We start from the raw sequence: 21,733 nt of genomic DNA on the forward strand, positions 1-21,733 counted from the left end.
AACATCGCCCTTGCCGGCAACCCCAATTGCGGCAAGACGACCATGTTCAACGATCTGACCGGTGCGAACCAGTATGTGGGCAACTGGCCCGGCGTGACCGTTGAAAAGAAGGAAGGCAAGTATCGCGGCAACAAGGACGTGACCATCACGGACCTGCCCGGCGTGTACTCGCTGTCCCCCTACACCCCCGAGGAAATCGTCACTCGCGATTACCTGATGAGCGGCAAGCCCGACGTGGTGATCAACTTGGTGGACGCTACCAATTTGGAGCGCAACCTGTACCTGACGACCCAGATCATCGACCTGGGCATTCCGACGGTCATCGCCCTGAACATGATGGACTTGGTGGAGAAGAACGGCGACAACATCAATGTGGCCGAGCTGTCCCGCCGTCTGGGCTGTCCCGTGGTGGAGACCTCGGCGCTGAAGGGCCGCGGCATGGACAAGCTGCTGGAAACCGCTCAGGCCGAGGCCGCCAAGGGCGTCGCCCCCGCCACCGAGGTGGGCTTCAGCCAGCCGGTCGAGGAGGCCCTGGCCAAGGTGATCGACATCGCCGGCCCCGCCATCAGCGGCCGCCATGCTCGCTGGTACGCCATCAAGCTGCTCGAGGGCGAGCAGATGACCGAAGAGAAGCTGAACCTCCCGGCTGCTCAGATGTCCAAGATTGCCGCCGTGCGCGACGAGCTGGAGAACGCCGAGGACGACGATATCGAGTCCATCATCACCAACGAGCGCTACGACGCCATCTCCGACGTGTGCGCCGAGAGCGTGAAGAAGTCGCCCAAGGCCATGACCGCCACGCAGAAAATCGACCGCATTGTGACGAACCGCATCCTCGGTATCCCGATCTTCATCGTGATCATGTTCTTCGTGTACTTCATCTCGGTGTCCACGGTGGGCACCTATGTGACCGACTGGGCCAACGACGGCCTGTTCGGCGACGGCTGGCTGTACACCAACACCGAGGCCTACGAGGGCGACGTGGAGGAGTACGAGGGCTACCAGGCTCAGATCGATGCCTATCTGGAGGCTGCAGAGGCCGACGGTCTGGACGTGGAGGGCTTCACGGCCGCCCTGGAGGCCGAAGAGCCGACAGTCGAGGACGAAGAGGCCATCGAGAACTTCATGTACGCCGCCGACAGCGCCGGCGTCGTGGGCGAGATGGAGGTGGAAGAGGACGATGGCGCGGTGACCACCGAGGCCGTCGACTCCGCTGCCTTCGCCCAGGCCCTGGAGGCCGAAGAGCCCGATCCGGCCGATTACGGCTTCTACCATGTGGGCGTTCCCGTGGTGGTGGGCGGCTGGCTGGAAGCCATCGACGCCGCTCCGTGGGTGCAGTCGCTCATCCTTGACGGCATCATCGCCGGCGTGGGCGCCGTGCTCGGCTTCATCCCGCAGCTGATCGTGCTGTTCATTCTGCTCGGCTTCTTGGAAGGCTGCGGCTACATGGCTCGCGTCGCCTTCATCATGGACCGCGTGTTCCGTCGCTTCGGCCTGTCCGGCAAGTCCTTCATTCCCATGCTCATCGCCTCGGGCTGCGGCGTGCCCGCCGTTATGGCCACGAAGACCATTGAGAACGAGAAGGATCGTCGCATGACCATCATGACCACCACGATGATTCCCTGCGGCGCGAAGCTGCCCATCATCGCCCTGGTCTTCGGTGCGCTGGCCGGCGGCGACTACGAGAACACGTGGTGGGTGGCTCCGCTGTTTTACTTCCTGGGCCTGTTCGCCATTATCGTGTCCTGCATTATCCTGAAGAAGTTCAAGTCCTTCGCCGGCGAGGTGGCCCCCTTCATCATGGAGCTGCCGCAGTACCACCTGCCGACGGTGAAGAACGTGCTGCTGTCCATGTGGGAGCGCGTGAAGAGCTACGCGGTGAAAGCCGGTACCATCATCTTCATCTCCTCGATGGTCATTTGGTTCCTGCTGAACTTCGGCGTGTACGATGGCCAGTTCGGCCTGCTTGACCCCGAGATGGACGATTACATCCAGTACTCCATCATGGCCGGTCTGGGTAACGCCCTGGCCTGGATCTTCGCGCCGCTGGGCTTTGGCAACTGGGAGTCTGCCGTTACCTCCATCACCGGCCTGGTGGCTAAGGAGAACGTGATTTCCACGGTGGGCATCATCACGAGCCTGGGCGACGAGATTGGCGAGACCGACCCGTCCCTGTGGATGTCCTTCAGCGCCATGCTGGGTGGCTCTACGGCAGCCATCATGGCCTTCTGCGCCTTCAACTTGCTGTGCGCCCCCTGCTTCGCTGCCATCGGCGCCATCCGTCGCCAGATGATGAGCGCCAAGTGGACTTGGGCCGCCGTGGGCTACATGTGCGCCTTCGCCTGGTGCGTCGGTCTGATGATCTACCAGTTCGTGGGCTTGGCTACCGGCGAAGTGGCCCTCAACCCCTTCACGGCCGTGGCCGTGGTGGTGGCCGCCGGCATGCTGTTCCTCATCTTCCGTCCCGCTGCTAAGCCGAAGAACGCTCAGCTGGAGACGGCGACCAACAACGCCTAAGGAGTTTCCATGCAAGATCTTGGCTTGAACGCATCCACGGTCATTCTGCTGATCATCATCTTGGCTCTGGCCGTCTTGGCCATCCGTCGCATGACCCATCGCGGGCTGTGCGACTGCGGGGGCGACTGCGACGAGGGCTCGTGCCGCGGCTGCTCAAGCTGCTCGGCCGTTGACGATATGGTGAAGTCCATGGACGAGGCGGCCAAGAAAGCTTGCTGCTGCGAGAAGGAGAAGGGTCGCTAACTGCCCTTTTGCCGCTCGGCGAAGACTCTATGGAACGAGGCTCGGAATTCATTTTCCGAGCCTCGTTTTTTCATGGGAACGTGCTACTATGAACAGATCATCTGGATAGGAGCGTACCGTGGTGAAAACATCCATGTCTCATGAGGACTACCTTGAGGCCATCGTCATGCTGGGCGGCACGAACACCGTGCCCGTTCGGTCGGTTGATGTGGCGAACAAGCTGGGTGTTTCCAAGGCCTCGGTGAACAAGGCCGTCTCGGCGCTGAAAGAGCAGCAGCTGGCTGTGCAGCCCCATTACGGCGACATCACCCTGACCGACGCCGGCTATGCCTACGGGCAGTCGGTGCTCGATCGCCACCACCTGCTCTCCGAGTTCCTCACCAAGGCCGTGGGTATCGACCCCGAAGTGGCCGAGGTGGAGGCTTGCCAGATGGAGCACGCCATCAGCGATGAATCTTTTGAGAAGTGGGAGGCCTTCGTAAAAAGCCTCAACCTTTGATAAAGCGGGGCTCGCCCCGCCTTTGCTTTCGGCTCGCTACTACCGCACTAGAAACACACCACGGCAGCGAAAGGAACCTTCTTTGCAGTCCCAGGCGCATATCGTCTCGTTCGACGCGGCCCGTCGGCGCTCTACCGCGCAGCGCCGCGGTGCCTCCGTGCGCCCTGAAGTCCGTGATGACTATCGAGCCCAAGTGGGGGCGCGGCCGTTCGGCGAGACGCCCTCGAAGCGTTCGCGGGCGGCAGCAGTGCCAGCCGGACGCTCGGCGCGGTCTGGAGTCTCTGTCGGTGCGGCGCGTGGCCGCGGTGCTACGGTAGCCAGTCGCAACGATGGGCGAGCGTCGGTGCGCAGCGGAGCTTCCCCGGCTTTGGCCGCGGCGCGGGATCCCTTAGGAACGTCCTCGCGTCGAAGCGCAGCTGATCGCTCGTCTTCGATGACGGCCAGCGCGCGCCGTGGGCGTGTGGATGAGGATCGCTTCGAGGACGAAGGCCCGCAGGCGCAGGGGTTCTTCGGCCGTATGCGCGCTTCAGCGAGCGAGGGCCGTCGGGCCCGCACCAAGGAGCGGGCGGGCAAGGCCTATTTCCGACAGTACGAGAAGGACAAGCCCTCGGGTGCGTCGCAGGGCGGTCCGCGGGCGGCCGTGTACAAGGGCGAAATGGGCAGCACCCATAAGCGCTCGGCTCGCATGCAGCAGGACGGCAGCGGAGGCAGTCGTCGCAGCACGGGCTCCTTCGCCGCCTCCCAGAAGCGCTCGAAGGCCCGGGGGCCGCTGGTGGCCCTGGGGGCGTGCGTTTTGTGCGTGGCATTCGGTGTGGCCATGCTCTACGGTCCTGCCCAGCAGTTCTACACCGAGCTGCGCGAGCGCGACCGCCTGGCCGCCGAGTACCAGGCCGTGGTCGAGCGCAACGAGGCCATCGGCCAGCAAGTGGCGGCCCTGCAGACCGACGCGGGCATCGAGGATCGGGCGCGCGAGGAGCTGGGCTGGGTGAAAGAGGGCGAGCACGCGGTGAGCGTGAGCGGCCTCGAGTCCAAGGACCGCTCCACTTTCCGCAGCAATATCGTATCCGAAGATATACCGTTGCCTGACACGTGGTACTCGGGCTTGCTCGACCCGCTGTTCGGCGTGGAAGATAAGGCCGGCGCCGCTGCAGGCGACGCGTAACCGGTAACCGAAGGGCCCTCCAGGGCCCTTTTGCATTGGTGATCAAGGAGGACTCATGAGCTACGTGAACGGACGCTATGCCGCGCTCGATATCGGTACGGTGACCTGCCGTATGCTGGTGGCCGATGTGCACGATGGCGCGTTGACCGAGCTGGACAAGGAATACCGCATCACCGATTTGGGAGTGGGCGTTGATGCGACCGGTCGCTTGCAGCCAGCTGCCATGGAGCGCGTGATGGCGGCAGTCGACGACTACCTGGCTGTTTTGGCGCAGTTCGATACGGCCGAGCATCCCGTGCGGCGCTTGATCGCCATGGCCACCTCCGCGGCCCGCGACGCTTCGAACGCCGACGAGTTCACGGCTCTTTTGGCGGCGCGGGGGGTGACACTGACGGTGATTCCCGGCCAGCGCGAGGCTGCCCTCACCTTCGCCGGCGCCTCGAGCGACTTTCCCGGGGAGAACTTGCTCGTCGTCGACATCGGCGGCGGCTCCACCGAGGTGGTGGCAGGTCGTGCCGGCGCCGACCCTCTGGCCTCGCACTCGTTCGATATCGGCTGCCGGCGTGTGACTGAGCGCTTCTTCCACAGCGATCCGCCCACGGCCGACCAGATGGCGGCGGCGCGCCAGTGGATTCGCGAGGAAATGACCGCGTATTTCGGCGATTTGGCGGCGCGCGGGTTTGCCATTGAGCGCTTAGTGGCCGTGGCTGGCACCGCCACGAGCGTGGTGAGCATTCGCGAGGAAATGACGGTCTACGATTCGACGCGGGTGCACAAGGCGGTGGTGACCGCCGAGCAGCTGCGGGCCATTACCGACCGCTTGGCAGCGCTGCCCGTGGTCGAGCGCGAGCGCACCGTGGGGCTCGATCCCAAGCGCGCCGGCGTCATTGTGGCGGGGTTCATCATCTTGGAAGAGGTACTGCGCTTGGCTGATGCCACCGAGTATACGGTGAGTGAATCGGATATTCTGAACGGCATGATTCTGGAGGCTGCTCGGGCCTAGGGGCGCAGAAAGCGCCTTGTGCGGAGTTCTCCCGATCAGCATTGCGGGCCCCCGAAGCCATGTGATAAGGGAAGCGCTCTCAAGTATGGTAGGGGCGGTGGGACTCGAACCCACAAGACCGAAGTCGGCGGATTTTAAGTCCGCTGCGTCTGCCAATTCCGCCACACCCCCACAGGAATGCGGGATCGTAACGACCCAAAGAAGGCTCGCCCTGGCGCGAGCCTTTGCATTCTATCACGAAAGCGGGGAGGGGCCTATCGCGCCATGACGCAGCGGACGTTCTTTTCGTCGGCGCAGCAGGTTTGCAGGGTGATGGTTTCTCCACGGGGGGCGATGCGGCCTTCGTAGCGATAGTAGTTTGTGGCGTTCGGCAGCGTGAGAATGTCGAACACGTAGTAAGTGCGCTTCGCGCCCGAAGCGTCCCAGACGGTGATCTTGTCGCCGATCTCCAAGTCCATGACACGGGCGAAAACGCCGGGGTTATGGCCGATGAAGTAGGTGTTCTCGCCATCGTCGACGTCGCCGGTGCTTACCCAGGTACTCGCGGTAAGGGCCGGGGCGGTGGTGTCGGCGGGGCTGCCCTGGGCGAAGGGAACGTACTCGCCTTGGAAATAAAGGGTGTTCTTGCGCTTCTTCTTTTTCTTGGCGGTTTGCGAAGACGACGAGGTGCTTTTCGTGCTCTTGGAGCTTTTCGCCTTTGTGTCAGTTTTGGGCGTCGTGGAAGAGAGCGGCGTGCCGCTGTCCTCGATGGCTCCCTTGGCGTCGTCGTCGGCCGCGGAGCTTTCGGCGGTGCTGTCGTTGGCGTTCGCATCGGTGCTGGCCGAGCTTGCGGCTGAGCGTGCGGCGGCTTCCTCTTGGCCGCGCGTGTTCAGGGCTTCCAAGCGCCGCTGCTCGTCGGAGTCGTCGGCGCGACGAGCGTATTCGAGCGCCTTCTCGTCGAGCACGTACTGGCCGTGGCGCTCCACGCGATGGCCCAGGGCGCTGAGCGTATCGAGAACGCCCTCGTGCACCGAAGAGACGGAAATTGACGGGTTGGCGGCGGTTTCGTCAGCCTGGGCGCTGCCGGTGAACGCAAATCCGACCGCTGCGACGCCAAGCGCGACAACCAGTCCCCCGACAAGGGGGGCGCGGAGAGCGGCAAGGCGAAAAAGGCGGACGGTCACGGCAGCGATCTTTCAGGGCTCGGTGGCGAAAAAGGGGTGCGACGGGCGCTGCTGCTTTTAGGGTGGGTAAGCCGCGCAACCCCCATGGCCTCTACTTTATCGACTTCTCGTCAAAAAAGCTACCCCTTGAACGGTGAGAAGTTTCGTGCCTTCAACCTTACAATCTTGTCGGTGAATTGGGCTTCCAGAGCGGTAGGAGGGTTCTGTGGTAGTATGATGGGCGCTGAAAATCATCAAGCCCACGGCAAGAAAGCACTATGAAAGACATTAACGCAATTCTCGAGGACGCCCCCGCGGTGCCCGCTACCTTCGAAGAGTACCTGAGCAGCTTCGCCGAGCCCGTGGGCGTGCTTATCAACGAGTACATTCCCCACGGCTCTCATCCCGACATGGACCGTTACCTGTACGACCCGCTGTTCCGCTATAGCGAAAATGCGGGCAAGCGCCATCGTCCGCTCATTTGCGTGGCCGCCTGCAAGGCGGTGGGCGGCGACCCATCCCGGGCTATGTCGGCTGCGGCCGCTATCGAGCACTTCCATTCGGCCGCGCTTATCCACGACGACATCGCCGACGAGGCCGAGCTTCGTCGCGGCGAGCCGTGCCTGCACCTTACCGAGGGGCTGGGGCTGGCCATCAACATGGGCGACCTGGCGCTGTCTCAGGTGAACGGCACGGTCATTGATGATCCACTGTTGGACGATGCCACGAAGGTGCGCGTGATCGGCGAGCTGATCGCTATGACCCGCCGCACGGTGGAGGGCCAGGCCCTCGACATCGGCTGGGCGCGCGATGGGCGCTACGACATCACGCCCGACGACTACCTCACCATGGCCATCCACAAAACCGCCCATTACTCGGGCGCGGTGCCGCTGGCTATCGGCGCCATTGTGGGCGGCGCGTCCGACGAGGTGGTGGAGGCCCTGCGCAGCTACGGTCTGGATACGGGCCTGGCCTTCCAAATTCAGGACGACTTGCTGAACCTCATCGGCACCGACGAGGCCAAGAAGAAGGACTTCCGCAGCGACATTACCGAGGGCAAGCGTACCTTGGTGGTGGTGCACGCCCTGTCTCACGCCGAGCCTGCGGCTCGCGAGCGCCTGGTGGAAATTCTCTCGTCGAAGGAGCACGATCCCGCGGTGCTGGCCGAGGCCGTGGCCCTCATGGAGGACGCGGGCTCCATCGAGTACGCGCGGTCCTACGCCGAAGACCTCAGCCAGAATGCCAAGGCGCGCCTGATCGAGGTTGTGCCGGCGTCGCCCTACCGCGATCTTCTCGTTTCCATGGCCGACTGGTTCGTGAACAGGTTGAAGTAATATGGAGCCTATCAAGCGCAACGACACGGGAGCTGCCGTCGAGGACGTGCAGCAGCGCCTGTGCCGCATCGGGCATTTGGACGAAGCGGCGGTAACGGGCGTCTTCGACGAGGCCACAGTGCGCGCCCTGGCGGCGTTTTGTCTGGAATCCTCGCTGCCGGTTTCCGAAGAGGTAACCGACAAGGTGTGGGCGGCCCTGGTGGACGCGTCCTACAACCTGGGCGATCGCACGCTGTACCTGCGTATGCCCTACTTCCACGGCCACGACGTGCTGGAGCTGCAGCAGGCGTTGGGGGCCCTGGGCTTTTTCCATGGCGGTCAGGACGCCATCTTCGGTGCGTTCACCGAGGAAGCCTTGCGTCGCTTCCAGCTGAACCTGGGTCTGCCCTCCGATGGCATCGCCGGCGCCTACACCTATGCGGCGCTGCGCAACTTGGCCCATTCGTGGGTGGGCAAAGAGGCCACCCACGGCGACACGCGTCACCTGGGCTTTGCCCGAGCGGCCGATGTGCTGGAGGGCCATGCCGTGTGCCTGTTCGGTACCGATGAGTTCTCGCGCTCGGTGGCGTCGCGCATGTCGAACTTGTCGCTGGCCACGAATCCCGCCTCGAAGATTATCAGCGCCGACAGCCTGTCGGTGGCGCCGGACGCCTCCATGATGCTGGTGCACGTGCTGCTTTCGGCCGAGGAGGCCGAAGTGGGGGTGCCCCTGGTGTCCTACGAGGACGAGGACACGCTGGCCCTGCGCCTGGAGTCGGCGATCGACGTGGCGCAAGATGCCTCCTGGCCGCGCCTGTCGGTGCTACTGCCCGGCGCGATGTGGCTGGAAGCGGGCCCCGAGCGCTCGGCCCAGCACTATGCCATCACGCTGCTCGACGCCCTCTGCGCCGCCCTGCAGGAGTAGGGGAGGACGGCGCGTCTTCTGCGGTGGGCTGACAAACCATGTGCGTCTACGCCGCCCTTCGGGGCGGCGTTTTTTTTGCTCTGAGGGGTCGTTGTGGCCGAAACGGCTATTTCGGCGGCTACTCGCTGGGAGGAAATCTGTTTGCAACGAGGGCAGTGCTAAAATATGTCCGTTTGAGAGAAGACGTAACCCCGCGAGAAGAAGGAGAGCGTATGGCCCGTCCTATGACCATGGCGGAGAAGATCCTCGCCGCCCATGCGGGGCTGGACGAAGTCGAGCCGGGGCAGCTGATCGAGTGCGATCTCGATCTGGTGCTGGCCAACGACATCACGGCCCCCATTGCCATTGCCAAGGTGCGCGAGCTGACGGGGAAGGTGTTCGACCCTGAGAAGATCGCCCTGGTGCCCGATCACTACACCCCCAACAAGGATATTAAGAGCGCTGAGCAGGCCAAGATCGTGCGCGATTTCGTGCGCGAGCAGGGCATTACCCACTACTACGAGGTGGGCTGCATGGGCGTTGAGCATGCGCTGCTGCCCGAGCAGGGCGTAGTGGGCGCCGGCGACCTCATCATTGGCGCCGACAGCCACACCTGCACCTACGGCGCCCTGGGCGCCCTGTCCACGGGCATGGGCTCCACCGACGTGGGTGTGGGCATGGCCACGGGCAAGGCCTGGTTCAAGGTGCCCGAGACCATCAAGTTCGTCATCGACGGGCAGCTGGCCCCGGGTGTGACCGGCAAGGACGTTATCCTGCATATCATCGGCATGATCGGTGTGGACGGCGCGCTGTACAAGGCCATGGAGTTCACGGGCAGCGCCATCGAGTCCATGCCCATGGACGAGCGCCTGTCCATTTCCAACATGGCCATCGAGGCCGGCGGCAAGGCGGGTCTGATCCCGGTGGACGACATTACCCGCGCCTATCTGGACGAGCGCGCCGAGCGCCCCTATACCGCGTACTATTCCGACGACGATGCGGAATTCGCTCAGGTCATCGAAATCGACGCAGCCGACATTGTGCCGACGGTGGCCTTCCCGCACCTGCCCTCCAACACGCGTCCCGTGTCCGAGGCCCGCGACGTGAAGATCGACCAGGCCGTCATCGGCAGCTGCACCAACGGCCGTCTGGCCGACATGCGGCAGGCCGCGGCGGTGCTGAAGGGCCGCACCGTGCACCCGGATGTGCGTTGCATTGTCATCCCTGCCACCCAGAAGGTGTACCAGCAGTGCATCGCCGAGGGGCTCATGGACATCTTCATCGACGCGCACTGCGCCGTGTCCACGCCCACCTGCGGCCCGTGCCTGGGCGGCTACATGGGCATTCTGGCCGCGGGCGAGCGCGCCATTGCCACCACCAACCGCAACTTCGTCGGCCGCATGGGCGATCCCACCAGCGAGGTGTACCTGTCCTCGCCGGCCGTGGCCGCTGCGTCCGCCGTGCTGGGCCACATTGGCCTGCCCGAGGATCTGGACTAGGAGGGAACCCATGCAATTCAAAGGAACTGTGCACCGCTACGGGCGCGACATCGACACCGACGTCATCATCCCGGCCCGTTACCTGAACACCTCCGATCCGGCCGAGCTGGCGAAGCACTGCCTGGAGGATCTGGACGTGGAGTTCGTGAACAACGTGCAGCCTGGCGACATCATTGTGGCCGACGAGAACTTCGGCTGCGGCAGCTCCCGCGAGCACGCCCCCATTGCCATTAAGGCGGCGGGCGTGGACGTGGTCATTGCCAAGAGCTTTGCGCGCATTTTCTACCGCAACGCCATCAACACCGGTCTGGCCATCATGGAGTGCCCGGAGGCCGTGGACGCCATCAGCAACGGCGACGTGGTAAGCGTGGACGCCGACGCGGGCGTCATCACCGACGAAACGACGGGCCAGACCTTCACCGCGCAGCCCTTCCCGCCGTTCATTGCTGAGATTATCGAGGCCGGCGGCCTGGTGGAGCGTTGGCAGAAGAAGTTCGCTGAGGAGGCGTAAGAGCATGACCGCAACCTATAAGATTTGCCTTTTGGCCGGCGACGGCATCGGCCCGGAGATCATCGCCGAGGGCGTGAAGGTGCTGAACGCCGTGGGCGCGAAGTACGACACCGCTTTCGAGTACACCGACGCGCTCATCGGCGGCATTGCCATCGATGAGACCGGCGAGCCGCTGCCCGCTGCCACGCTGGAGGCGGCCTGTGCTTCCGACGCCGTGCTGCTGGCGGCCGTGGGCGGCCCCAAGTGGGACACCACCGACCCGAATGCCCCGCGTCCCGAGCAGGGCTTGCTGGGCATCCGCAAGGAGCTGGGCCTGTACACGAACTTGCGCCCTGTTCAGATCTTCAACGCCCTGGCCGACGCTTCCACGCTGAAGCCCGAGATTGTGGACGGCGTGGATATGATGATCGTGCGCGAGCTGACCGGCGGCTTGTACTTCGGCATGCGCGAGCGCTTCTACGACGAGGACGGCGCCGGTCCGAACGGCACCAAGGGTCAGCGTGCCTACGACACGCTGGAGTACTCGGAGTACGAGATCGAGCGCATTGCCCGCCAGGCCTTCGAGATTGCCCGCAAGCGTCGGAACAAGGTGACCAGCGTGGACAAGGCCAACGTGCTGGAAACGAGCCGTCTGTGGCGCGAGATTGTGCATCGCGTCCACGACGAAGCCTATGCCGACGTGGAGCTGGAGGACCTGCTGGTGGACAACACCGCCATGCAGCTGATCAACCGCCCGGCTGACTTCGACGTGGTGGTGACCGAGAACATGTTCGGCGACATCCTGTCCGACGAAGCGGCCCAGATCACGGGCTCGCTGGGCATGCTGGCCAGCGCGTCTATGGGGGACGGCGTGGCGCTGTACGAGCCGAGCCACGGCAGCGCGCCGGACATTGCGGGCCAGGGCATTGCCAATCCGCTGGCGCAGATTCTGTCTGTGGAGATGATGCTACGCTACAGCTTCGACATGGGCGAGGCCGCCGACGACATTCGTCGCGCCGTGACCCAGGTGCTCGACGAGGGCTGGCGTACTGGTGACATCAAGGACGCCGAGACCCCGGCCGACAAGATCGTCGGCACCGTGGCCATGGGCGACCTGATTGTGGAGCGCCTGTAGCGCCTGCGTCGGCGGTGTTGCCGCTCTTTGCGGTTCTAACGCACTGCCGTGCATCCACTGACACGACGAGGGCTCCGTCGGGGCTGCTTCTGTTTCGCAGAGCGAGGTGGAAGCAGTGGACGGAGCCCTCTCTGTATCGACTGAGCTTGTGCAGGGAGGGGTATGAGCTTGAGGATGGAGGAGGTTCGTCGCGGGCTTACCGCGTCGGCCGGGGTTGCGCTGGTTGCGTACACCCTGTATCGCTTGCTGGCCTATACCAGCTATGTCACGAATTTCGGATTCTTCGCCAACCCTTTGGGCTACGTGTCGAGCGGCTCGTTCATGCTGGGGGCGGCCTTGGGCAATCTATTCTCGTGCGCGGTGGTATTCCTGCTCTATGCCACGGGTCGCTTGCGGCCCTGGAGTATTCCGTATCGTGGTTCCCTTTTGGTGGTCGCTCTCGTGTACGGCGTTATCGCCTTCGCGCCGCGGGCTTTTCTGGATGAGGCAGTGGCCTCGTCGTTTCTGGGGGTGCTGTGGGGGCTCACCATTACTATGATCGGCTTTGCAGCATTGGAGCTGCTGACGGCTGCCTCATCGCCTTTTGTTCTGATCGGGCAGTTGGCCGTGGCGTCGCTGCTGTTCAGCGTGGTCTCCTTCGGTATGGAGCAGCTGCCTGGCTTGGCGAAGGATCTGTTGGGCGCCACCTTCGCTTTGGCGCTGTGGCCGCTGCTCCCCTCGGCCCGAAAGCTTTGCCGCGCGGAAGGGGAAGCGGGGGCGGAAGACCCGGGGGCGGCGGTGGCGGCGTCGCAGGGGGAGCCGACGCCTTCGGCTTCAGCGCCGGCAGCGGAGGGGGACACGCCGGCGGCGGTGGCCGAGCGCTTCCGCGTGTTTCGCGCCACCTTGGAGGAGTGCTCGACGCCTATTTTGGCCACAGCCTTCTTCGAGTTGGTGGTGGGGCTCGTGAATATGTACGCGGCCAGCGCCCATGTCTCGTTCACTATTTCCACCCAGGCGCCGCTGGAGGGCGCCCTTATCTGCTCAGTGCTGGTTATTGCCTTCGTGGCGCTTACTTCCGCTATCCCGCACCGCAACTTCATGTACCTGGGAGTGTTTCCCGGCGTCATTGCCGTGTTCTTGGTGCTTCCCTATTTCGGCGACGTGTGGGGCGGTCCGCTCAGCGCGATCATCTACACGGCGTACTCGTTCACGGCCATGCTCTCCACCTTCTGCATTATTCGCGCCTGTCGGCGCACGGGCGACTGTGTGTACGGAGTGGCGGCGGTGCTGTCGGCCTCGATGAGGCTCTGCCTTATGGTGGGTTTGGGGCTGGGGCGGTACTTCGGCGGGCTGACCGAGGGCAGCACTTTCGTGCACCTGTCCATCGTGGGCGTCACGTGCGTGTACGTGTTAGGTATTGTGGTGGTGCTTTGGGGGCTGAAGAACGCGCGGGCCAAGCGCGTGGTGCAGGTGGTGGAGGTGGTGCGCGTGGTGGAGGAGCGCACGCCGATGAGCTTCGAGGAGTCAGTGGCCGAGCGGGTCGATGAGCTGGTGACTGCCTATCAGCTGTCGCCGCGCGAACGCGACGTGCTGGTGGGGCTGGCCCAGGGAAACACCGCGGCCAGCATTGCCGCAGGGCTTCATCTGTCCACCTCGACGGCGCAAGGGTACATTAAAAGCCTGTACGCCAAGCTGGGAGTAAATAAGAAACAGCAGGTCATCGACTTATTTCAAAAATAGCCATTTTTTGGGGGAGCGCAATTCTCGCTTCTTTCGTAGGCTTCTCGGCGCATTGACCGACCGCGTGTTCGCTGGAGCGGAGCGCAGGCGAACTCAAGGGGAGGGGCTGGCGCAGGGCGCGGCGGTCGTCGAGAATCCGAAAGGTAGGATTTCGCCATGACTCTTTCACGTCGAGATTTTTTGAAGGCTGGCGGCGCAACGTGCCTCATTGCCGGGGCGGGAGCTGCGCTCGCGGGCTGCAGTCCGTCGGGCGACGCGGGCGATTCCGGCGCGCTGGCCGAAACCGGTGAAGTGACGCTGGTGGGCTACCAGCCGGTGAACTTCACCGAAGAGACCGACATTCTCATCATCGGCTCGGGCTATGCGGGCCTGGCGGCCGCCATGGCGCCGGCGCTGGCGGGCAAGAAGATCAAAATCGTCGAGAAGCAGGACCAGACCGGCGGCGATTCGGCCACCTCGTGCTGCTTCATGTTCGCCGCGGGCACCGAGCTGCAGCAGGCCGCGGGCAACCCCATGACCGTGGACGAGTACTGGGAGGCCGTCAAGGAGAAGCAGACGGCCGGCTACGATCAGTACGACTGGTACCCCGAGTGGGTGAAGGGCAAGACCTACGCCAATACCAAGTTCGTGGACTCTGCCATCAACGATTTCGGCGCGAAGTTCCAGGAGCCCTGCACCGAGGCCGAGTTGCCGCGCCTGTTCGGCAGCGTTATCCTGCCGGGCGACGGCATCGGTTCGGGCGGCCCCAACATTTTGCAGCCCATCTCCGACAAGTTGGCCCAGCTGGGCGTGGAGACGGTGTGCGGCCTGCGCGCCACCACGCTGATCAAGGGCACTGAGGGTGCCGTGATCGGCTGCCGCTTCGAGGACACCACCACGGGCAAGATCACCGACATCAAGGCTACGGCCACGGTGCTGGCCACGGGCGGCTTCGCCGACAACGGCGAAATGGTGCGCGAGTACCTGCCCGAGTGGGCCAACTACGGCCAGATGGTGCATGGCTGCATGGGCGAGGGTCACAAGATGGCCGCCGCTGCCGGCGCACAGCTGGTGGGCATGGACTCCTCCTTCACCTATTGCAACTTGATGGGCGACATTCCCAACTGCACTACCTGGGGCTATTGGACGCCCGTGGTGCTGGTGCTGCCCAACGGCAAGCGCTTCATCGAGGAGGCCCAGTCCCACGATGCCGCTCAGGCTGCCCTGGACGCGGGCTACCGCGAGTGGTGGTCCATCTTCGACCAGCGCGCCTTTGATGCCCGCGCCATTGGCCACTCGGTAGAGGGCAACGTGAAGAGCCACGAGGATGTGTACGTGAAGGCCGACACGCTGGATGAGCTGGCCGCTGGCATGGACGTGCCCGCAGATACGCTGAAGGCCACGTTTGCCCGCTACGACGAGCTGGTGGCCGGCGGCGAGGACACCGACTTCGGCAAGGTGGCATGGCTCGAGTCGTTGCAGCCGCCGTATCATGCGCTGAAGCTGAACGTGAGCCGCTACAAGACCTCGGGTGGTGTGATGGTCGGCCCGAACAACCAAGTGCTTGACACGTCCGATGCTGAGATTCCCGGTCTGTATGCCGCTGGTGCCGTCACGCTGCAGTCCTTCGCAAGCGTGTCCACCTGCATGGCCACGGGCTATTTCGTTGGTGAAACTCTGGCGGCTCTGTAATCCCTCCCTTGTTCCTCAGAGCGCCGGTTCACAGGGGGCGGTTCTGACCGCCCTTCCCCAGGGGCGCCCGTCTCGTTGCGAGGCGGGCGCCTTGCTGCCAGTGCCGTTTGCGTGGCCGCGCTTGACGCGACCTGCAATTTCCCGTTGAATGGAAGCGATACATGCTTCGAGAGAGGAAAGCTTATGGCAACCATTAAACTGGCAGTGCCCACCATGGGCGAAGCGGGCCTTCAGGCCACGCGTGCCGGCCACTTCGGCCACTGCGACCGCTTCACCATCGTCACCATCGAGGACGGCGTGGTGTCCGAGGAAACCGGCGTGGTGGAGAATCCGCCCCATGAGTCCGGCGGGTGCCTGCGCCCCGTGGGCCTGTTGGCGGGCGAGGGTGTGGACGCCATCGTGGCCGCTGGCATGGGCGGTCGTCCGCTGATGGGCTTCAACCAGGCGGGCATCACGGTGTACTTCGACAATGTGCACCCCGTAGTGGCCGACGCCGCTGCGGCCGTGGCCGCCGGCGAGGCGCCGATCATGGATCCCTCCCAAGCTTGTCAGCACCACTAGAACCGCGCCCGCACCGTCTTGTTGCTTGCGGCATGGCTTGACTATCGAGCGGCCCCCGACGACATGTCAGGGGCCGCTTTGCGATTGACGACGCGTAAATATATCCTCGACTATCAGGTTTGCTCCAGGGTTGCCTATAATAGTGGTATCCAGGGAGCATGATCGACGAAGGAGGATGCCATGGAACAGGCGAAAAAACTATCGAGGGGAGGGGTCGCGCTTTTCGCGGTTATCGCGCTGCTGCTCGTGGGCGCCGCCAGCTTGGCCTTGGCCCCGCAGAAGGCGTGGGCCTATGGCATTACGCAGACGGCCGCTACCACTAATTCGGCTACCATTTCGTGGGAGGATCCGAACAAGGACAGCTCTTCCTACGAGACGACGGGCTATACGGTCAGCTGGGGCGCCGATTACAACAGCGCGACGAACAAGGTAGCGCTGCCTGCTGAGCAGACAAGCTATACGGTTACGAATCTCAAAGCAGGTACCAAGTATTACGTCAAAGTTGAGTACAGCGAAAAGTCCTTGAGAACCGGAAATGCCAACACTTACACGGTCGGGTCGAGCTCCGACGTTGCTTCCCGCGTGACCACTCCCACGGGCGTGAAGCAGTCCAAGTGGTGGTACTACATCAATAAGGTTGACTTTACCTGGAATAAGCAGAACGCCGCCGACAAGATAGAGTACCGTGTTTATCAGGTGGGCAAGAAAAAGGTGTTCGCCAAGCAAACCGCCACGTACCCCTCGAATGAGTTCGAGGTTAACAAGGTGAAGAACAACGCCATGTACACCGTGGAGATGCGCGTGCACGACAAGTGGGGTTGGTCGGGTTGGTCCAAGAAGGCCTATATGTTCACGCAGCCCATGGCCGTTGCAGGCAAAACCAAGGTCAAGGGCAATAAGCTGACGGTTACTTGGAACAAGATCAAGGGCGCTACGTCCTACACGGTCTACGCCTCTACCAAGGAGAAGAAGGGCTATAAGAAGCTAAAGACGGTAAAGGCTTCCAAGAACTCCCTCACGGTAAAGAAGATTGGCAAAACGAAAGTGAATGCCAAGAAGAAGTACTACGTGTACGTGGTAGCCAACAAAAAGGTGGGCAAGACCACCTACACCAGCGGAAAGCACTACACCTATCAGGTGAAGGGCAAGAGCGGAACCGTTCGCTGGACGTTCGACTAGGACGGTTTTAGTGCCGAGGGGCGGCCGACAGCGACGCAATGTGTCGCTTGGGCTGGACGCCCCGCGGATATCATCGGAGTGCGCTACAATAGACGCGCGCTTGCCTTGGCGGCAGGCGCGCGTTTTTTGTTTGACTGCAGGCGGCGTGCCCACGGCGCGCCGATAGTGGCGCCGCGGGGCGCTGGACGAGATAAAGGACGGGTTATGGCCATCAATGCACCGGAGGGAACGCGCGATCTTCTGCCTGACGAGGCGCTGTTCTGGAACTACTTCAAGCAGACGGCGGCCGATATTTTCGGGCGCTACGGCTACCTGCCCATCGATACGCCCATCATCGAGCAGACGGAGCTGTTCGTCCGCGGCATCGGCGAGGCCACCGACGTGGTGTCCAAGGAAATGTTCACCGCCATCTCCGGCGAGAACCTGCGCCGCTGGGTGGAGGAGGGCAAGGCTCCCAAGGCGAAGAGCCGCCTGAGCCTGCGTCCCGAGGGCACCGCTGGCACCGTGCGCGCTGTGGTGCAGCACGACCTGGTGCCCCAGGGGGCCGCTCCGGCGAAGCTTATGTACGCCGGTCCCATGTTCCGTGCCGAGCGCCCGCAGAAGGGGCGCCAGCGCCAGTTCAACCAGGTGGGCGTCGAATGCCTGGGGGCTGAAGAGCCCACTATCGATGCCGAGGCCATCATCATGCTCATGCGCTTCTACGAGAAGATCGGCATTCCTCGCGATTCCATGCGCCTGCTGCTGAACTCCATGGGCTGCGAGCAGTGCCGTCCCGCTTACCGCGACTTGGTGAAGGCCTACATGGATGAGCACGCCGACGAGCTGTGCGACACCTGCAACGAGCGCGCCCAGGTGAACCCCCTGCGCGCCTTCGACTGCAAGAACCCCCAGTGCGCTGCCGTCATGGAGAACGCACCGAAGATCACCGATCACCTGTGCGACGAGTGCCTGGAGCACTACGGTGCGGTGAAGGCGTTGCTTGACGGTGCGGGCATTGCCTACGAAGAGGACTATCGCCTGGTGCGCGGTTTGGACTACTACACGCGCACGGTGTTCGAGGTGCAGGTGGATAACGGCATGGGCGCCCAGAACGCCATCGGCGGCGGTGGGCGCTACGACAAGCTGGCCGAGGAGGTAGGCGGTCGCCCCACGCCGGGCCTTGGCTTCGCCCTGGGCTTCGAGCGCTGCGTGCTGGCCTTGGAGGCGGCAGGCTATGAGTTCCCGAAGGCCCAGCACTGCGAACTGTTCGTAGCCTGCGTGGACGATTCCGTGCGCGCCCGCGCCTTCGCCTTGGTGCAAGAGTGCCGCGATGCCGGGTTCGCTACCGAGATGGACCACCAGCATCGCAGCTTGAAGAGCCAGTTCAAGCTGGCCGACAAGCTGGGAGCAGCCCGCGTGGCGGTGTTGGGTCCCGACGAGCTGGCCCGCGGCGAGGTGACCCTGCGCGACATGGGTACCCACACCGAGGCCCAGGTGCGTTTGGAAGACGTGGTGGGCGAGATGGGTCGCGCGATTTTGTAATCGCGCGTGGCTTGTGGCCGCTGCCGCTCCCGTTGGCGCGGAGCGCTGGTTGACCGTCCTGCGCTTGCGGTTTTTCTTTCGGGTCTTTAACGGCTCCCTGGGGACAGGGGGCCGTTCTGGTATGGTGTCACGAAACCTTTAGCGGGCGAGGGGCCCGCGCTCGGCGGTGCGACGTGGCGGGGACCGAGCCGCCCGATCGGCCGACGGGAGCGTTCGAGGAATTGTCTCGGACGCGCATCAAGAGAGGATGAGTTACGTGGCGAAATCTGGTTTGGATGCCCTGCTGGAGGCGCTTCAGCAGTCGGGCATGAACACCGACAACGTGGGCTCGGGCGCTGGTAGCGCCGGGGCTGATGGGGCTTCCTCGGGGGCTGCGGGAGCGGGCGCAACGGGCGCCGGCGCTGGCGGCTCGCAGGGCGGTCGCGGGGCTTCGGGCTCCCGCGGCGGCGTAGGTGGCTTCGGAGGCTTCCCCTTCAGCGGCTTCGGCGGTTTCGGCGGAGGCAGCGGCCATGACGGCGGCAAGGGCGGCTCGGGCGACGGCGACGGCCCGGTGAACTTCGAGTTCTTGGCGAACGACTTCCATCTGCCGGGCAAGAAGACCCTGGTGCTGCTTATTATTGTGGCCCTGCTGGTTATTGCCGGCGCCTACTGGTGGTTCCATCCGGCCATCAACATTCACTCGACGGACTTCTGGACCTTCGTGTTCATCGTTATCCTTCTGCCGGTGTTCCTGTTCTTTTGGATGAAGTCGAAGCAGTACCGCACGGGCACCAAGGAAATTACCCAGAACGAGGGCAAGGCGAAGACCTTCCGCGTGCTGTCGTTTATTCCCATTGCCGTGGTGGTGCTGGTGGCCATCGGCGCGGTTATGTCCATGGCCATTTTCCCGGGCAACGCCGAGAAGTACTCCAATGTGCTGAAGACTGACACCCTGGAGTTTGCCCAGGACATCAAGGAGGTCAACTACAACGAGATTCCCGTTATCGATCGCGACTCGGCCATTTTGCTGGGCAGCCGCGAGATGGGCTCCATTCCCGAGTACGTCAGCCAGTTCGAGGTGTCGAGCCTGTACTCGCAGATCAACTACCAGGGCACGCCGGTGCGCGTGAGTCCGCTGAACTACGCCGACCTGTTCAAGTGGTTCACGAACCGCGAGGGCGGTATTCCGGCCTATGCGCTGGTGGACATGACCACCCAGGACGCCGAGATTGTGCGCTTGGGCGACAGCCCCATCTACTATTCCCAGAGCGAGCCTCTGGTGCGTAACATCGACCGTCATGTGCAGCTGAAGTACCCCTTCTACATGTTCGACGAGAAGTCCTTTGAGATCGACGAGGACGGCCATCCCTGGTGGATCTGCCCCGTGAAGGACTTCACCATCGGTCTCTTCGGCGGCCAGACCATCAGCCGCGTGGTGCTGTGCGACGCCACCACGGGCGAGACGCAGGACTTGGCCGTGGAGGACTGCCCCGAGTGGGTGGACCGTGTGTTCCCGGCCGAGCTGCTCATCCAGCAGTACAACTGGTGGGGCTCCTACAACAACGGCTGGCTCAACTCGTTCCTGGGCCAGGAGGGCGTGGTGCGCACCACGCCGGGCACCGACGGCACCTTGGGCTACAACTATCTGGCCAAGGACGATGACGTGTGGGTCTACACCGGCGTCACCTCGGCCACGGCCGACAACTCCATCATCGGCTTTGTGCTGGTGAACCAGCGCACCCAGGAATCGCATTTCTACAGCGTGTCCGGCGCCACCGAGGACTCGGCCATGAACTCGGCCGAGGGCCAGGTGCAGAACTTGCGCTACACCGCCACCTTCCCGCTGCTGATCAACGTGTCGAACCAGCCCACCTACTTCATGGCGCTGAAGGATGGCGCGGGTCTGGTGAAGAAGTTTGCCATGATCGACATCCAGCGCTACCAGAACGTGGCCGTGGGCGATACGGTGGCCGACACCCAGAAGGCCTACGAGGCGCTGCTGGCCACCAATGGCGTGGTGGCCGAGGGTGAGGACGGCACCACCGACGTGGTAACCGTGAAGGGTACGATCCGCTCCATGAACCAGGCGGTCATCGACGGCAACACGCACTTCTACGTGACCGTGGAAGGGGAGGACGGCTCGGTCTTCGACTTCGCGCTGCCGGGTCTGCTCGACATTGTGGGCTACAAGGAGGGCGACTCCATCAACTTTACCTACGTGGAAGCGGCTGGCTCCAACGTGAGCCCGGCCTATGAAATTCTGGGGACCGATGGCAAGCCTGCCGAGAACGCCTCGGGCGAGCCTCAAGACGATGTGGTGGAGGACAACGGCGCGGCCCAGACGCCGGAGCAAGTGGCCGATGGCACCGACACCCAGAACGCCGCCGCAGCCGCCGAGGGCGACGCCGCCACCGACGCCGCCGCGGGAGCAGCGGAGGGCAACAAGGCTGCCTAGAGCCGGCGAGATCATTCGGCAAGTTAAACGGGCGACCCTGTGGGGTCGCCCGTTTGTTTATTCTGGGATGCATTCCCCGGGGATGCCCTCTTCTATTTGCCGCTCGAGTTGACGCGTGCTCCAATTTGCATCGGCACATTCGTTCATGTACCAGGTGCGGGCTTCAGCATCTTTTACCTTGAGCAACGCTCTGTAGTGCGTCCAGCTCAATTGTGTACGCAGTGCGTTCACTTTCGGGAAGGCGAGATAGAATGACCTCATATTCCAGAGGTTGCGCTTGTCGAATCCCTTCCCGAAATCTGCTGTCAGGCGCTTCGAGAGCTCTGCAACCAGGCGCTTCCCGTACTCTGCTCGTTCGCCGCCTTGCTGCTCAACAATGCTGCGTCCGATTTCCCAATAAGCCTGCACCATGGCAAAGTTCGCCGCCCGATAAGCGGAGTGACGCGCGGCGGTCAGGATCTCTTTTACGGGATGATAGAAATCGGGAGTGAGAGCGGTCGGGCTCGTCGAGTCGCTCTTTTTGACGCTTTCGCTTTCCATTGGATCCACCGCCTATGTTTGCTGTTTGGCATGGTTGACATGTGCGCCGCGCTTTGGTGCAGAGTCGTTTCTTGGCTTGGCATTCTAGCAAGTTGAAGAGGGGTGGGATAGTGCGCGCAACCGCAGATTTAATGGACGGAAAGAAAGGCGCGTCAGCAATGAGACGAGTAGTGGTTTGGGTCAAGCAGTCTTGACAGATTG

At 63.3% G+C, this 21,733-nt stretch carries 18 protein-coding genes and 1 tRNA gene; 16 read left to right on the forward strand and 3 right to left on the reverse strand.

From position 1 onward, the window contains the following. Positions 1–3: 3 nt before the first annotated feature. The 5 genes from QZ307_RS04195 (at position 4) to QZ307_RS04215 (ending at position 5,424) form a co-directional block, all read left to right on the forward strand. Complete coding sequence (locus tag QZ307_RS04195; protein ID WP_295996384.1) at positions 4–2,517, forward strand: ferrous iron transporter B; 2,514 nt, start codon at positions 4–6, stop codon at positions 2,515–2,517. A gap of 9 nt (positions 2,518–2,526) precedes the next feature. After that, positions 2,527–2,760: a hypothetical protein gene (locus QZ307_RS04200; protein ID WP_295996304.1), complete on the forward strand. Its 234-nt coding sequence runs from the start codon at positions 2,527–2,529 to the stop codon at positions 2,758–2,760. Positions 2,761–2,878: 118 nt separating this feature from the next. Beyond that, positions 2,879–3,259, forward strand: a complete 381-nt coding sequence (locus tag QZ307_RS04205) for a metal-dependent transcriptional regulator (RefSeq protein WP_295996308.1) — start codon at positions 2,879–2,881, stop codon at positions 3,257–3,259. 433 nt (positions 3,260–3,692) lie between these two features. Further along, positions 3,693–4,421: a septum formation initiator family protein gene (locus QZ307_RS04210; RefSeq protein ID WP_295996311.1), complete on the forward strand. Its 729-nt coding sequence runs from the start codon at positions 3,693–3,695 to the stop codon at positions 4,419–4,421. Positions 4,422–4,476: 55 nt separating this feature from the next. Beyond that, positions 4,477–5,424, forward strand: coding sequence for a Ppx/GppA phosphatase family protein (locus QZ307_RS04215; RefSeq protein ID WP_295996313.1), 948 nt, complete (start codon positions 4,477–4,479; stop codon positions 5,422–5,424). Positions 5,425–5,510: 86 nt separating this feature from the next. On the opposite strand, the gene QZ307_RS04220 is transcribed toward QZ307_RS04215, so the two are convergent. Beyond that, positions 5,511–5,595, reverse strand: a tRNA-Leu gene (locus QZ307_RS04220). Positions 5,596–5,678: 83 nt separating this feature from the next. Then, the gene (locus tag QZ307_RS04225; RefSeq protein WP_295996316.1) at positions 5,679–6,587 is read right to left on the reverse strand and encodes a sortase; all 909 of its coding nucleotides are present in this window, start codon (positions 6,585–6,587) and stop codon (positions 5,679–5,681) included. A 257-nt stretch (positions 6,588–6,844) separates the two neighbouring features. Here QZ307_RS04225 and QZ307_RS04230 point away from each other — a divergent pair, with 257 nt between their 5' ends. The 11 genes from QZ307_RS04230 (at position 6,845) to QZ307_RS04280 (ending at position 20,992) form a co-directional block, all read left to right on the forward strand. Beyond that, positions 6,845–7,900, forward strand: a complete 1,056-nt coding sequence (locus tag QZ307_RS04230) for a polyprenyl synthetase family protein (RefSeq protein ID WP_295996319.1) — start codon at positions 6,845–6,847, stop codon at positions 7,898–7,900. 1 nt (position 7,901) lies between these two features. Then, the gene (locus QZ307_RS04235; RefSeq protein ID WP_295996322.1) at positions 7,902–8,804 is read left to right on the forward strand and encodes a peptidoglycan-binding protein; all 903 of its coding nucleotides are present in this window, start codon (positions 7,902–7,904) and stop codon (positions 8,802–8,804) included. Between the two features lie 212 nt (positions 8,805–9,016). Continuing rightward, the gene (gene leuC / locus QZ307_RS04240) at positions 9,017–10,282 is read left to right on the forward strand and encodes a 3-isopropylmalate dehydratase large subunit (protein ID WP_275206296.1); all 1,266 of its coding nucleotides are present in this window, start codon (positions 9,017–9,019) and stop codon (positions 10,280–10,282) included. A gap of 10 nt (positions 10,283–10,292) precedes the next feature. Beyond that, positions 10,293–10,793: a 3-isopropylmalate dehydratase small subunit gene (gene leuD / locus QZ307_RS04245; protein WP_275206297.1), complete on the forward strand. Its 501-nt coding sequence runs from the start codon at positions 10,293–10,295 to the stop codon at positions 10,791–10,793. 4 nt (positions 10,794–10,797) lie between these two features. Continuing rightward, entirely contained in the window at positions 10,798–11,907 is a 1,110-nt protein-coding gene (leuB, locus tag QZ307_RS04250) for a 3-isopropylmalate dehydrogenase (RefSeq protein ID WP_295996329.1), read from the forward strand. 162 nt (positions 11,908–12,069) lie between these two features. After that, positions 12,070–13,626, forward strand: coding sequence for a helix-turn-helix transcriptional regulator (locus QZ307_RS04255; RefSeq protein ID WP_295996331.1), 1,557 nt, complete (start codon positions 12,070–12,072; stop codon positions 13,624–13,626). 156 nt (positions 13,627–13,782) lie between these two features. After that, the gene (locus QZ307_RS04260) at positions 13,783–15,297 is read left to right on the forward strand and encodes an FAD-dependent oxidoreductase (RefSeq protein WP_295996333.1); all 1,515 of its coding nucleotides are present in this window, start codon (positions 13,783–13,785) and stop codon (positions 15,295–15,297) included. A gap of 183 nt (positions 15,298–15,480) precedes the next feature. Further along, positions 15,481–15,858: a NifB/NifX family molybdenum-iron cluster-binding protein gene (locus QZ307_RS04265; RefSeq protein WP_275206299.1), complete on the forward strand. Its 378-nt coding sequence runs from the start codon at positions 15,481–15,483 to the stop codon at positions 15,856–15,858. A 180-nt stretch (positions 15,859–16,038) separates the two neighbouring features. Further along, on the forward strand, positions 16,039–17,037 hold the full coding sequence (locus tag QZ307_RS04270) for a fibronectin type III domain-containing protein (RefSeq protein WP_295996337.1): 999 nt from the start codon (positions 16,039–16,041) through the stop codon (positions 17,035–17,037). Between the two features lie 204 nt (positions 17,038–17,241). Continuing rightward, the gene (gene hisS, locus QZ307_RS04275; protein WP_295996342.1) at positions 17,242–18,558 is read left to right on the forward strand and encodes a histidine--tRNA ligase; all 1,317 of its coding nucleotides are present in this window, start codon (positions 17,242–17,244) and stop codon (positions 18,556–18,558) included. Between the two features lie 256 nt (positions 18,559–18,814). Further along, positions 18,815–20,992 (forward strand): Tat pathway signal sequence, encoded by a 2,178-nt coding sequence (locus tag QZ307_RS04280; protein ID WP_295996344.1) that lies wholly within the window; start codon positions 18,815–18,817, stop codon positions 20,990–20,992. Positions 20,993–21,049: 57 nt separating this feature from the next. Here the strand turns inward: QZ307_RS04280 and QZ307_RS04285 are convergent, their stop codons facing one another. Further along, positions 21,050–21,532, reverse strand: coding sequence for a DUF1016 N-terminal domain-containing protein (locus QZ307_RS04285; RefSeq protein ID WP_295996346.1), 483 nt, complete (start codon positions 21,530–21,532; stop codon positions 21,050–21,052). Positions 21,533–21,733 lie beyond the last annotated feature (201 nt).

This window comes from uncultured Adlercreutzia sp. (assembly GCA_910585575.1).
In the GTDB taxonomy this organism is placed as follows: Bacteria; Actinomycetota; Coriobacteriia; order Coriobacteriales; family Eggerthellaceae; genus Adlercreutzia.

Excerpts from the sequence above, each read along its gene's own strand:
- QZ307_RS04200 (WP_295996304.1), top strand. The coding sequence starts at position 2,527 with ATGCAAGATCTTGGCTTGAACGCATCCACGGTCATTCTGCTGATCATC.
- QZ307_RS04235 (WP_295996322.1), top strand. The coding sequence starts at position 7,902 with ATGGAGCCTATCAAGCGCAACGACACGGGAGCTGCCGTCGAGGACGTG.
- hisS (WP_295996342.1), top strand. The coding sequence starts at position 17,242 with ATGGCCATCAATGCACCGGAGGGAACGCGCGATCTTCTGCCTGACGAG.
- QZ307_RS04265 (WP_275206299.1), top strand. The coding sequence starts at position 15,481 with ATGGCAACCATTAAACTGGCAGTGCCCACCATGGGCGAAGCGGGCCTT.
- QZ307_RS04285 (WP_295996346.1), bottom strand. The coding sequence starts at position 21,532 with ATGGAAAGCGAAAGCGTCAAAAAGAGCGACTCGACGAGCCCGACCGCT.
- QZ307_RS04230 (WP_295996319.1), top strand. The coding sequence starts at position 6,845 with ATGAAAGACATTAACGCAATTCTCGAGGACGCCCCCGCGGTGCCCGCT.
- leuC (WP_275206296.1), top strand. The coding sequence starts at position 9,017 with ATGGCCCGTCCTATGACCATGGCGGAGAAGATCCTCGCCGCCCATGCG.
- QZ307_RS04260 (WP_295996333.1), top strand. The coding sequence starts at position 13,783 with ATGACTCTTTCACGTCGAGATTTTTTGAAGGCTGGCGGCGCAACGTGC.
- QZ307_RS04210 (WP_295996311.1), top strand. The coding sequence starts at position 3,693 with ATGACGGCCAGCGCGCGCCGTGGGCGTGTGGATGAGGATCGCTTCGAG.
- leuB (WP_295996329.1), top strand. The coding sequence starts at position 10,798 with ATGACCGCAACCTATAAGATTTGCCTTTTGGCCGGCGACGGCATCGGC.
- QZ307_RS04255 (WP_295996331.1), top strand. The coding sequence starts at position 12,070 with ATGAGCTTGAGGATGGAGGAGGTTCGTCGCGGGCTTACCGCGTCGGCC.
- QZ307_RS04270 (WP_295996337.1), top strand. The coding sequence starts at position 16,039 with ATGGAACAGGCGAAAAAACTATCGAGGGGAGGGGTCGCGCTTTTCGCG.
- QZ307_RS04215 (WP_295996313.1), top strand. The coding sequence starts at position 4,477 with ATGAGCTACGTGAACGGACGCTATGCCGCGCTCGATATCGGTACGGTG.
- leuD (WP_275206297.1), top strand. The coding sequence starts at position 10,293 with ATGCAATTCAAAGGAACTGTGCACCGCTACGGGCGCGACATCGACACC.